We start from the raw sequence: 11,585 nt of genomic DNA, 5'->3' as shown, positions 1-11,585 counted from the left end.
AGGGCCGCAGCCGATTCCTCCCTATTCTCGGCGTTTCATGCGTGTCGCCTCGCCGCGCACGGTCCAGTTGGCCGGATCGAGCGTCCGACCCTCAGCCACGACCCTCGCGTCGGCGAGGAAGCGCACAGTGCCGTACTCCGGATCCTCGACGATCAGCTCGCCGTCCTGGCCTGACCGCACCGACAGGTCCGCAATGGCGGCTGCCCAGGCGTCGAGCGTCGGCAGATCGGCGTCCCGGTCGCCGAGGCGGACGATCCAAGTGGTCCTGCGTCCCGCCGCCCGCAACTCGTTGCCGGCCGTTGGACCACCCTTGACCTCATTGAGCGGTACATCCGTTTTCAGCATTGCGAAGGCGTCGCCCGATTGTGCGAACGCCCGATGGCCATCCACCTGCACGGCATCGAAGGCACCTGCCGGGAACCAGGCGTGTGTGAAGTCTGGCTGCTCGTCCGAACAGGAGAAGCTGACGACGGCGAGGTCGCGGTATTGGTGAACCCGCGGCAAGGTGCCGGAACCGCCCCAGTAGGACGGTCTGCCATATCCCGATTGCAGCACTTCGCCCGGATGATTGATCCAGATCTGCGCGTCCGGATTCCTGCCGAGCCGGGCGTGAATGACGGTCTCCTGATAACCCCACTGGTTCCAGCGATAACCGGCCGCGCTGCCCATCGCATGGTCACGCGTCTTGTGGTGATAGAGCCGCGCGAAGCGGTCCTGTCCTTGTGCGAAGGTCCATTCCCACGCCGTATCGTCGGCGAGCGAGGCAATCGCCGCCAGTTCGACCGGAACGCTCAAGCCGTGGTCGCGCAGGCAGAGCGCGAGCTGCGGCAGCGCATGGAAGCGCATCCCGTAATTGCCCTTGCCCCACATCATGCGACAGATGCCCGACAGTTCGAGCGAGCGCGCGGCACGCAGCGTATGCTCATAGGAGCGCCCTTGCGCGCCGGTGAGGATGCCGTGATGGGCCGAGCGTGCGACGATTTCCAGCAGGCGGATGACCGCGTTTCCGGCACGTTCGGCGATGTCCTTGTCCGGAGCCAAGGCATAGAGCGCGCACAGGCCCTTGAGGTCGATCGGGAAGTAGGGCGCCGAATTGAACTCGGCCATCTCCCATGCCTCGAAATGGTCGAGCCAAGCCCGCACCCGCGCTGCGCCCACCGCCGACTGCTCGCGGCCGAGGCGGCCCGACCGCACGAAGCGCGCTTCTGGCAAAAGCCCGCCGGCAATGTAGGCGGCGGTATGAAAGAGCAGCGCGTGGTTCTCGGAGAAATACCACTGCACATCGTTGCCGGGCTCGTCCATCCAGTAGCGATAGCCGAGGATCGCGTTGTCGACGCGCGCACGCACACCTGCGTCGAGACCTTCGCCATAGACTTTGCGGCACCACAGCATCGGCACCAGGATGAAGTCGGCGCAATCGTGACAGTCCTCGATCGCCGGCAGCGCGCCCGATATCATGGCGTCGGTCTCGGCGCCCGCCTGCCCGATCGCCAGGCGCGCCAGCGCCCGCACCGTGTCGGCTTCGGCGTGGCCGGCGATTTCGCTGAGCGCCTCATCAATGCGCGCGGCAAGCGCCTCCTTGGCGTCCCCCTGACGGCGCGCGTGGCAGATCTCGACGCCGAACACGCGGGATGCGCTGTAGTCGCCAACCGTCAACGTCACCTTGAAGTGACGAAAGTCGGCGGGCAGTTGCTCTGTTTCGGCAATCGGCAGACGCGTCTGGCCTTTGGGCAGATCGAAAGCTAAGCGCACCGGCGCCTCTATCGACATGAAATCGCCCTCGATCTCGACCTCGACTTGCGCGTCGCGTGGCAGGGCCACGCTGGTGATCAATGCCACTTCGCCGCCGTCATAGGCGGGCCGCTCGAAATGCATGTCGTCGAGAGCCGCCTCCATCGCACCGGCGGCGTCGCCCTCCACCTCGATCGGCAGTGCGACCAAAGCAGCCGGACCCGACAGATAGTCGAGCTGGAAATAGTAGCGGGCGTCACGCTCTGCGAGATCGTCGAACCATATGCGAATGTCGTTGCGGCCGACCCTCAGCGCTATCTTGAAATGCTCGGCACTTTCCAGATTGCGGCCGTAGGGTGCCATCCAGCCGGCTTCCTCACCATTGGCAAAGAGTATGGCGCCGCCGCATGTGCGCAGCCGCAACAGCGCCTCGCCAGTCGAGGCCGCCTCGATCGTGGTCTCGGCCCAGGTTCCAAGCACCGTCGGCCGGAACCAGAAGCCCGACAGATCGATGCGCGGCGAGGCGAAGGGCAGCCAGACGCGCTCGACGTTGAATTCGGAGCTGACCAGAGGCCGCTTGCCACGACGTTCCGCTGCGAATTGCGTGCGGCACGGATATTCATGCGGAATGAAATTCTTGTGCTTGGTCAGGAAGAAGAAGGGGTCCATCTCCCCCTTCATGGGCTGATCGGCCACATCATAGCGCTGCTCGGCGATAGACCCGAGCCGCCAATAGACGATTGGCTGCCCGGCCATGAGCGGCCGGCGCAGCGTAAAGTCCGCCCGAACGTTTTGCGCGGCCTCGCTCATCGCAAATCCTTCACGGCAACTGGATCGACATCGGTGTAGGCCCGGTTCTCGCCGGTCATACCCCAGACGAAGGCATAGGGCCCGGTGCCGGCCCCCATATGGATCGACCAGGCGGGCGACAGGACGACGTCGCCGTCGGCGACCATCATGTGGCGGGTCTTGTCAGGCCGGCCCATCAGGTGAACGACACGGTCGACAGCGGCAAGATCGAAATAGCAATAGGCCTCCATGCGCCGCTCGTGCAGATGCGGCGGCATGGTGTTCCACACGCTACCCGGCGCGAGGTCGGTGATGCCCATCAGCAAAAGGCATGATGGAGCCACTTCGGGGTGAATGTACATGCGCAGCGTGCGCCGGTTCGCGCGTGCCTCTTCACCCAGCACCAGTGGCTTGGCTTCGCTGCTGGCGATGAAACGATGGGCAATGTCGGCGCCGGCCGGCACCGAGTTCATATAGAAGCGCGCCGGCCTCTGCAGATCGTCGGTCTCCAACGTCACCTCGCGCGCCCCGCGTCCGATATAGACGATGTCGCGGTTGGCGACAGTGAAGCGCGTGCCGTCGACAGTGACAGAGCCGCTGCCGCCGAGATTGGCGATACCCATCTCTCGCGCCGTAAAGAAGAGCGGTGTGCCGACATCGGCCCCGTTGCCGAACGTCAACGGATTGGCGAGCGGAACCGCGCCACCGACGATCATGCGATCGACATGGGTATAGACGAATTCGATCGCGCCTGGCCGGAACAGGCCGTCGACCAGGAATTCGGCTCTCAGCCGCTCCGTATCCATGCCGGCAACGTCGGCCGGCGATGCGCCGTAGAGCGTCCGCATCATGCGGCCTCCACCTTCGACTGCCGTGCGCCTTCGGTCAGGCACAGGATGGCCAGCGCCTGCCCGTAGCCCGTCGGATGGATCGGGATGTCGCGATAGAACTGCAGGTCGTGCCCCATGCGCGTGCCGTATGAGACGTTCGCTACCACGCCTTCATCGTCGATGTTCGCCACCACCGCTTCCAAGGCGCGCAGCCCGGCGGCACGACATTCCGTCGGGCCGATTCCGAGCCGCGCGGCCTTCATCAGCCCATAACCGAAACCGGCCGTGGCCGAGATCTCTTCGTAGGAGCTCGGATCGTCGAGTAAGGTGTGCCATGCGCCTGAGCCAGCCTGCACCTTCAGCAAGGCCTCGAGCTGCGTCTCCAGCACGCCGAGCAGATAAGCCCGCACTGAGGGCGTGATCTCGGCGAATTCCAACAGATCGAGGATGCCCACAGTGATCCAGGCGTTGCCCCTGCCCCAAAGCGCGCGGCCGAAATTGTGCCGGCCGTCGAACGTCCAGCCGTGGAACCACAGCCCGGATGCCGGGTCGGCGAGATAACGGGCGTGGACGAGAAACTGCCGTTCCGCCTCTTCGACGAAGCGGCGCTGACCGGCGGCCTGACCGTAGGACGCAAGAAACAGCGCCACCATGAACAGCGTGTCGTCCCACAATTCGTCGTCGTTGACCCGGTCCGAAACATTGTGCTGGAAGCCGCCTTCTGGCGTCCGCGGCATCGTGGTGACCACCCGCTCGGCCCATTCGTGCAAGACCGGCTCGAAGCGCGGCTGGCGCCGGCGCCGCCACAATTCGCTCAGCGCCAGCAGGGGTGCGGTGGTGTTCACGTTCATCGCAGGAAGACCGGCCGCGATGCGTCGGTCGTACCAGGCCTCGATCGTCTGCAGCAGCCGATCCTCCTCGCCGGTCTGCGCCCATAGCCGGACCAGCCCATAGAGCCCGATGCCTTGCGGCCATTCCCAGCTGTCGAAGCTGACATAGTCGCCCGGTGTCCCGTCGAGATTCGGCTCGTGGAACCGCCCGTCATGGCGCAAGCCCGTCATGCCGGCCACGAGGCTGGCAAGCGCGGAATTCAGGCGTTCAGCCGACAGCGGCATCACTCCTCCCGTTCCTCCACTCCCATCAGAACTGTCCCACAGGCATTTTTCTTGCGCAATCTGAAAATTTTTTGCAGATTGGAGCAGCTTTGCTGGAGCGCGACAAAACATGACCATACAAGGCAAACGCGGTCGCCCCAGCCGCCGCATCCGTCTCGAGGAGATCGCGGCGCGCTGTGGTGTTTCGGTCAGCACCGCCTCGCGCGCGCTGAGCGGCGTTGGCGGCGTAAGGGATGAGCTGCGCACCACGATCATCGAAGCCGCGAAGTCGATGAACTATGCCATCCCGGCCTCGGTCGCCGGCCGCAAGGTCATCCTGGCCGCAAGTAGCGTCGCCATGGTCGACAGTGCCCGCAACCAGTTTACCTATCATGTCCTCGACGGGCTCAACGAACGCGCCCGCATGCTCGGGGTCGAGCTGGTAACCCGGCCAGTCGCGACGCCCGAAGAGGAAACAGCCCTTCTGCGCGAATCCGAGTGCGACGACAGCGTCGCCGGCTGCCTTTTTCTGACCTTGGACGATGACGATGTTCTGACGCGTGCGGCCGGCTTCTCCAAGCCGATCGTGCTCGTCAACGGCGACGATCCCTCGATGCGCCATTCGAGCGTGACGCCCTGCAACCGCTCCGCCGCCATGCTTGCCGCTCAGCATCTGATCGGCCTCGGCCACCACCGCGTCCTGTTCCTGATGCGACGCGGCCGGCGCACGATCGAGCGCCGCTACGAAGGCTGGCGCGACGCGCTGATCGCGGGCGGTGTCGCTGACTTCGAGGATCTTGTGATCGAGGTGCAGGATTGGCTGCCGGAGCTTGCGAGCAAAGCGGTGAAGGAGCGCATCGCCACGCGCGGTCTCGATTTCACCGCCGTGCTGACAGCCGGCGACAGCCTCGCCTTCGGCGTCATCGCCGGCATCCAGGAAGCCGGGTATTCGGTGCCCGGCGATGTGTCCGTCGTCGGCATGGACGATCTGCCGCTGGCGGCCTTCTGCAACCCGCCGCTGACGGCGATGCATATTCCGATGCACGAGATCGGATCGGCCGCGCTCAGCCTGCTGCTCGACGACATGGCCCATTCGGTGCTCCCGCCGCGCCGGGTCGAGCTCGCCTGCTACCTCGTGGAACGCCAGTCGACGGCGCCAGCCCGTGTCGGCGTGGGTCGTCATCAGCCGGCACCTTGAGGCCGCGACGAGCCGCCGGCAAAGAGCAGCGGCGAACCGTCTTGCGTCTCCAGTTCGAGCACGCGTCCAAGCAGGATCAGATGATCCCCTGCCGGGAAGCGGTCGGCGACGCTGCATTCGAACCGCGCCAGTGCCCGCGGCAGCAGCGGCACGCCGTGTGTGTTCCACGCAAGGTCGAGACCGGCAAAGTCGGTCCCCGACTTCGAAAAGCGCCAGCACAGATCCATTTGATCTTCTGCCAGCACGTGGATGGCATAATGGGTTGCGTTGGCGAAAGCATCGAACCGGCGCGAGTGGCGGCCGATCGACCACAGCACCAAAGGTGGATCGAGCGACACGGACGAAAAGCTGTTGGCGGTGATCGCGACCGGCGCGTCGGGCGCGCCGGTGGTGACCACGGTAACACCTGTGGCGAAGCGCCCGAACGCGTTGCGCAACAGGCGCGGATCGCACACGACATGCTCCATCAGCGGCGCTCCCCGGTTCCCAATGGCGTCGCCGGCGTCTTGTCCGGCACCCGGCCATAAGCATGCGGCAGCGAGCAGGTCTTGAGCTGCGGCAGCACCTTGGTGCCGAAGTGCCGCGCCTCGTCGAGATGCGGATAGCCGGAAAAGATGAAGGCGCGGATGCCCATCTTCATGTAGGCCTCGATCTCCGACAGCACCTGATCGGCCGAGCCCACAAGTGCTGCGCCGCAGCCCGAGCGCGCCCGTCCGACGCCCGTCCACAGATGCGGCTCGACATAGCCTTCCGCGTTGGCGATCTCGCGGTTTCTGGCCTGGTGCGACACGCCGAGCGAGCGGGCATCGAGCGCCCGCTCGCGGATCACCCTGCCCTGCTCATCGTCCAGCCTCGACACCAACTCCCGGGCATAGTCTTTCGCTTCGGCCTCGGTATCGCGCACGATCATGTGGACGCGCAGGCCGTAGTCGAGCGTCCGCCCATGGCGCGCGGCGCGCTCATGCACGGCTCTCATGCGGCCGGCGAGTTCCTCCTTCGTTTCCGGCCACATCAGGTAGACGTCGCACTGTTCGGCGCAAAGCTCGAGCGCGTCGGGCGAATAGCCGCCGAAATAGAGCAGCGGGCCGCCATTCTGCTGATAGGGTTTTGCCGGCGCTGTCGAGAGCCCCTTGAAATGATAGACCTCGCCCTCGAAATCGATGCTGTCCCTGGTCCAGGCCTGGCGCAGGATCTGCACCACTTCTCGCGAGCGCTGATAGCGGTAGGCGCTGTCGGCCGTCTCGCCCGGAAAGTCCGACGAGATGACGTTCACCGTCAGCCGGCCTTCCAGCATGTGGTCCAGCGTCGCAATGGTGCGTGCCAGCATGATCGGCTGCATCTCGCCGCAGCGCACGGCGGCGAGCAGATTGATCTTCGAGGTGATCGGCGCGCAGGCAGCAACGAAGCTCAGCGTGTCCTGGCCGACCTGATAGGACGACGGGCAAAGGATGTTGCGGAAGCCGAGTTCCTCCGACGTCGTTACGATCTGCGAGCAATGCGCCCAGCTTGAGCGCAGCGCGCCGTCCGGCACGCCAAGGTAGCGATAGTCATCCGAGCAGAGCGCGGCGAACCAGGCGACTTCGGCCGCATCGAGATCCGGCGAGGTGATTGGGACGATGGTCATGGTCGCTCTTTGAGGACGTTCGTCGGTTTCGGTGCTGCGATTGGGGCTTGCGTAGCATCCGTTTTGATGTAGATCAATACTGTATCAATTTTGGGATGCCAGCCCGACAGCCTGGATTGGGAAGCGGAATGCAATTGACAAGGGCCGACCCCGGCCACCGATCGAGCCAGATGCGCGGCCCCTTGCCGGTGCACCTGCAGATCAGCGAGATGTTGATCCGCGAGATTGCCGCCGGACGGCTGGCCGACGGAGCGCGACTGCCGCCCGAGCGCGAGATGGCTGCGAGCCTCGGGATCGCTGTCGGCACGCTGAGACGCGCCCTTGCCGACCTGACCGGAAAAGGGCTTCTCGACCGCATCCAAGGGTCAGGGAACTACGTGCGGGCGCGCGCCGAGCTGATCGGAATCTATGCCTTCTTCCGGCTGGAGCGTATCGGCGGTGGCGGACTGCCGACCGCCGAAATCCTGTCGGTCGAGCGGCTCCGGAAGCCCTCCGACCTACCGGAATTCGGCAGCGCGCGGGAAGGCCACCGCATCCGTCGGCTGCGGCGGCTCGACGGCCAGCCGGCAGCCATCGAGGAGATATGGCTCGATGCCAGCCGCACCGAGCGGCTCGAGCGCGACGATCTTTCGGAATCGCTCTATCTCCACTACCGGCTGGCGCTCGGCTTCTCGATCGCTCGCGCCGAGGATCACATTGCCGTAGCACCTGTGCCCGACTGGGCTCCGGCCGACTTCAAGCCCCAGCCGCAAACTGTCGTGGGGTTCATCGAACGCATCGCCTGGGCCGGCGACGGCGCCAGCGTGGAATATTCGCGCAGCTGGTTCGATCCCGGCGTGGCGCGCTATGTGACGCGTTTCAAATAAGAGCTGGAAGGAAGGCGCCGAGTGACCAAATCATCGATCGGCTACGGCATTGTCGGCTGCGGCATGATGGGCCAGGAGCATATCCGCAACATCGCCCTTTTGCCGGACGCGCATGTGGCCGCGATCTTCGAGCCGGATCCAGGCATGTTGGCAGCGTCGTTGGCCCTGGCGCCAGATGCACGACCGGCGGCGTCGATCGCCGAATTGCTGGCCATGGACGGGGTCGACTGCGTTCTGATCGCCAGCCCCAACCACCGCCACCTCGGCCAACTGGAGGAGATCGCCGCGCGCCGGCCGCTGCCGGTCCTGGTCGAAAAACCGCTCTTCACGGCCGCCGAAGACGAGAAGCGCATAGCGGCGGTAAAGGCAAGGCTTCCGCTGGTGTGGGTGGCGATGGAATACCGCTATATGCCACCCGTTGCCGCCTTCGTCGAACAGGCCGGCGACGCCACCGGCGGCATTCGCATGCTGACCATTCGCGAGCACCGTTTTCCCTTCCTGGCCAAGGTCGGCGACTGGAACCGCTTCAACCGCAATACCGGCGGCACTTTCGTCGAAAAGTGCTGCCACTTCTTCGACCTGATGCGGCTGATCCTCAGATCCGACCCTGTCCGCGTGATGGCGAGTGCGGGACAGGCCGTCAACCATCTCGACGAACGCTATGCCGGCGAAACGCCGGATATTCTCGACCACGGCTATGTGTTGATCGATTTCGCCAGCGGCGCCCGCGCCATGCTGGAGCTGTGCATGTTCGGCGAAGGCAGTCGCTATCAGGAGGAACTCTGCGCCGTCGGCGGCAACGGCAAGATCGAATGCCGGGTTCCCGGACCAGGTCGCTTCTGGCCACGGCATCTGGGCGCCGCCCCCACGCCGGAACTGATCGTCAGTCCTCGCAAACCGCCGGGGCCGCGCGCGCTTGAGATTCCGGTCGATGCCCGGCTGCTGGCAGCCGGCGACCACAACGGCTCCACCTATTTCGAACATGCTCGCTTCGTCGCGGCGGTGCGCGGACAAGGCAAAGTGGAGGTAACCCTGCAAGACGGCTGGTGGGCCGTCGTCATGGGCCTTGCTGCTGAAAAATCGGCTCGCGGAGGCTGCACCGTCGAACTCCCCGGTGAATTCGCGCTGCTGACCTAGGCGCACGGGATCAGATGCTAAACAGCTAGCCACCGGCGCGGCGGCTATCTAATTCCCCGCGGAGATAACATCATTCCCGATTGTTATGATCCATCTTTGAGCGCGCGAAGCGCGCACCCGATGGCCGGGGCCAATGCCAAGATGTCCTTTTATTGCTCTTTGCGTGCCGAGGGGCCCGCATACGGCAACACATATCCCCGCAGCGGCGTCGAAAGGCCGCTCAGCGATCCGTGCGGTGATCGGCGCGACAACGTGCGAAGGGGATGGTTTGACCCAAGGAGATACGGTAGTGGATCCAGAGGGCGGCCAGTGTTCGGCTACCCGCACTCAACCGGCGACAATTTCAGATTGAGACCATAGCCAAAGTCTGGGCTTTGGGGCCGACGTGGGTTGGTTGTGATTTGAACCTGCAAACTAAGTATTTGATTTTGTTGAGAGCAATTGCGCCGCCAAAAACAAAAACTCCAGCAACTCATTGAGTTTGCTGGAGTTTTTGGTCGAGACTGGTTGCGGGGACAGGATTTGAACCTGTGACCTTCAGGTTATGAGCCTGACGAGCTACCGGGCTGCTCCACCCCGCGTCAACCATAGAGGTAAGCTTGAGCTTACCGAATTCAAGGGACCGCCAAATGAAAGGGCCGCTTGCGCGGCCCAAGATCCCGTTTGGCGGGCCTTATCGTAAGGAGAAGATTTGTCTCCATCTGGATCCTGATCCGGATGTGAGGTGAACGTGCGCTTGGCAGACCTGGCAGCGACCTACTCTCCCGCGTCTTGAGACGAAGTACCATCAGCGCTGGAGCGTTTCACGGCCGAGTTCGGAATGGGATCGGGTGCAGCCGCTCCGCCATAACCACCAGGTCGGCAAAACGCACGTTCAAATCGAGAAGCTGTCTATTCGTGCCGGCGACAATCCTTCGGATTGCGCCTCAATGGATATTAGTAATGAGAACGATCAAGCCGATCGAACTATTAGTACCGGTAAGCTTCAAGCGTTGCCGCTCTTCCACACCCGGCCTATCAACGTGGTCGTCTTCCACGGTTCTCAGGGAATACTCGTTTCAAGGTGGGTTTCCCGCTTAGATGCCTTCAGCGGTTATCCCGTCCGGATATAGCTACCCTGCAATGCGGCTGGCGCCACAACAGGTCCACCAGAGATCCGTCCATCCCGGTCCTCTCGTACTAGGGACAGATCCTTTCAATATTCCTACACCCACGGCAGATAGGGACCGAACTGTCTCACGACGTTCTGAACCCAACTCACGTACCGCTTTAAATGGCGAACAGCCATACCCTTGGGACCTGCTCCAGCCCCAGGATGCGATGAGTCGACATCGAGGTGCCAAACAACCCCGTCGATATGGACTCTTGGGGGTCATCAGCCTGTTATCCCCGGCGTACCTTTTATCCGTTGAGCGATGGCCCTTCCACGCGGGACCACCGGATCACTATGACCGACTTTCGTCTCTGCTCGACTTGTCAGTCTCGCAGTCAGGCAGGCTTATGCCATTGCACTCAGCGAACGATTTCCGACCGTTCTGAGCCCACCATCGCGCGCCTCCGTTACTCTTTAGGAGGCGACCGCCCCAGTCAAACTACCCACCATACATTGTCCCGGACCCGGATAACGGGCCGCGGTTAGACATCCATAGTAATAAGGGTGGTATTTCAAGGGTGGCTCCACCTGAGCTGGCGCCCAGGCTTCAAAGCCTACCACCTATCCTACACATGCCACTACGAATGCCAATGTAAAGCTATAGTAAAGGTGCACGGGGTCTTTCCGTCTAACCGCAGGAACCCCGCATCTTCACGGGGAATTCAATTTCACTGAGTCTATGCTGGAGACAGCGGGGAAGTCGTTACGCCATTCGTGCAGGTCGGAACTTACCCGACAAGGAATTTCGCTACCTTAGGACCGTTATAGTTACGGCCGCCGTTTACTGGGGCTTCGATTCAGAGCTTGCACCCCTCCTCTTAACCTTCCAGCACCGGGCAGGCGTCAGACCCTATACGTCGTCTTGCGACTTCGCAGAGCCCTGTGTTTTTGATAAACAGTCGCTACCCCCTGGTCTGTGCCACCCTCCTCTGCTTGCGCAGAAAAGGGTCACGCTTCTTCCGAAGTTACGCGTGCAATTTGCCGAGTTCCTTCAGCATAGTTCTCTCAAGCGCCTTGGTATACTCTACCAGACCACCAGTGTCGGTTTCGGGTACGGTCTATAAGGAGGAGCTATTTCCTGGAACCACTCCGCTGCCCTTTCAATCCGATAAGATTGGACAACTTGTGTGATCCGTCACTACCTCCAGGCCCACGAATATTAA

Annotated in this window: 8 protein-coding genes, 1 tRNA gene and 2 rRNA genes (1 of these 11 only partly in view); 3 read left to right on the top strand and 8 right to left on the bottom strand. The window is 63.1% G+C overall.

Going from position 1 to position 11,585, the window contains the following annotated elements:
- Window positions 1–21: 21 nt before the first annotated feature.
- The 3 genes from EH240_RS16925 to bglB are packed head-to-tail and all read right to left on the bottom strand — an operon-like array spanning window position 22 to window position 4,465.
- Window positions 22–2,541: a hypothetical protein gene (locus tag EH240_RS16925; protein WP_425374807.1), complete on the bottom strand. Its 2,520-nt coding sequence runs from the start codon at window positions 2,539–2,541 to the stop codon at window positions 22–24.
- Window positions 2,538–3,371 carry a 5-dehydro-4-deoxy-D-glucuronate isomerase gene (gene kduI / locus EH240_RS16920; protein WP_125000113.1) on the bottom strand — a complete coding sequence of 278 codons (834 nt, stop codon included), beginning with the start codon at window positions 3,369–3,371 and terminating at the stop codon, window positions 2,538–2,540. Before kduI ends, EH240_RS16925 begins: the two co-directional genes overlap by 4 nt.
- Window positions 3,368–4,465, bottom strand: a complete 1,098-nt coding sequence (gene bglB / locus EH240_RS16915) for a beta-galactosidase BglB (RefSeq protein WP_125000111.1) — start codon at window positions 4,463–4,465, stop codon at window positions 3,368–3,370. Before bglB ends, kduI begins: the two co-directional genes overlap by 4 nt.
- 109 nt (window positions 4,466–4,574) lie before the next feature.
- Between bglB and EH240_RS16910 the strand changes: the two genes are divergently transcribed.
- The gene (locus EH240_RS16910) at window positions 4,575–5,642 is read left to right on the top strand and encodes a LacI family DNA-binding transcriptional regulator (protein WP_125000109.1); all 1,068 of its coding nucleotides are present in this window, start codon (window positions 4,575–4,577) and stop codon (window positions 5,640–5,642) included.
- On the opposite strand, the gene EH240_RS16905 is transcribed toward EH240_RS16910, so the two are convergent.
- Window positions 5,627–6,109 carry a flavin reductase family protein gene (locus EH240_RS16905; RefSeq protein ID WP_125000107.1) on the bottom strand — a complete coding sequence of 161 codons (483 nt, stop codon included), beginning with the start codon at window positions 6,107–6,109 and terminating at the stop codon, window positions 5,627–5,629. The genes EH240_RS16910 and EH240_RS16905 overlap by 16 nt on opposite strands.
- The gene (locus tag EH240_RS16900) at window positions 6,109–7,266 is read right to left on the bottom strand and encodes an LLM class flavin-dependent oxidoreductase (RefSeq protein WP_125000105.1); all 1,158 of its coding nucleotides are present in this window, start codon (window positions 7,264–7,266) and stop codon (window positions 6,109–6,111) included. Before EH240_RS16900 ends, EH240_RS16905 begins: the two co-directional genes overlap by 1 nt.
- Before the next feature lie 128 nt (window positions 7,267–7,394).
- On the opposite strand from EH240_RS16900, the gene EH240_RS16895 reads away from it, so the two are divergent.
- Both EH240_RS16895 and EH240_RS16890 read left to right on the top strand, forming a co-directional pair.
- A complete protein-coding gene (locus EH240_RS16895) occupies window positions 7,395–8,132 on the top strand; it encodes a GntR family transcriptional regulator (RefSeq protein WP_245436121.1) in 738 nt (245 codons plus the stop codon).
- Window positions 8,133–8,153: 21 nt separating this feature from the next.
- Window positions 8,154–9,269 carry a Gfo/Idh/MocA family protein gene (locus tag EH240_RS16890; RefSeq protein ID WP_125000103.1) on the top strand — a complete coding sequence of 372 codons (1,116 nt, stop codon included), beginning with the start codon at window positions 8,154–8,156 and terminating at the stop codon, window positions 9,267–9,269.
- 504 nt (window positions 9,270–9,773) lie between these two features.
- Here EH240_RS16890 and EH240_RS16885 read toward each other — a convergent pair.
- The 3 genes from EH240_RS16885 to EH240_RS16875 form a co-directional block, all read right to left on the bottom strand.
- Window positions 9,774–9,850: transfer RNA gene (locus EH240_RS16885), tRNA-Met, on the bottom strand.
- Between the two features lie 162 nt (window positions 9,851–10,012).
- Window positions 10,013–10,127: ribosomal RNA gene (gene rrf, locus EH240_RS16880) — 5S ribosomal RNA — on the bottom strand.
- A 90-nt stretch (window positions 10,128–10,217) separates the two neighbouring features.
- Window positions 10,218–11,585 (bottom strand): 23S ribosomal RNA (locus EH240_RS16875); it runs 1,432 nt beyond the window's last position.

This window comes from Mesorhizobium tamadayense (genome assembly GCF_003863365.1).
GTDB classification, from domain to species: Bacteria; Pseudomonadota; Alphaproteobacteria; order Rhizobiales; family Rhizobiaceae; genus Mesorhizobium; species Mesorhizobium tamadayense.
Note: the sequence above shows the minus strand (reverse complement) of the source record. Positions and strands in the feature narration are given on the sequence as shown.

Excerpts from the sequence above, each read along its gene's own strand:
- kduI (WP_125000113.1), bottom strand. The coding sequence starts at position 3,371 with ATGATGCGGACGCTCTACGGCGCATCGCCGGCCGACGTTGCCGGCATG.
- EH240_RS16925 (WP_425374807.1), bottom strand. The coding sequence starts at position 2,541 with ATGAGCGAGGCCGCGCAAAACGTTCGGGCGGACTTTACGCTGCGCCGG.
- EH240_RS16895 (WP_245436121.1), top strand. The coding sequence starts at position 7,395 with ATGCAATTGACAAGGGCCGACCCCGGCCACCGATCGAGCCAGATGCGC.
- EH240_RS16905 (WP_125000107.1), bottom strand. The coding sequence starts at position 6,109 with ATGGAGCATGTCGTGTGCGATCCGCGCCTGTTGCGCAACGCGTTCGGG.
- EH240_RS16900 (WP_125000105.1), bottom strand. The coding sequence starts at position 7,266 with ATGACCATCGTCCCAATCACCTCGCCGGATCTCGATGCGGCCGAAGTC.
- bglB (WP_125000111.1), bottom strand. The coding sequence starts at position 4,465 with ATGCCGCTGTCGGCTGAACGCCTGAATTCCGCGCTTGCCAGCCTCGTG.
- EH240_RS16910 (WP_125000109.1), top strand. The coding sequence starts at position 4,575 with ATGACCATACAAGGCAAACGCGGTCGCCCCAGCCGCCGCATCCGTCTC.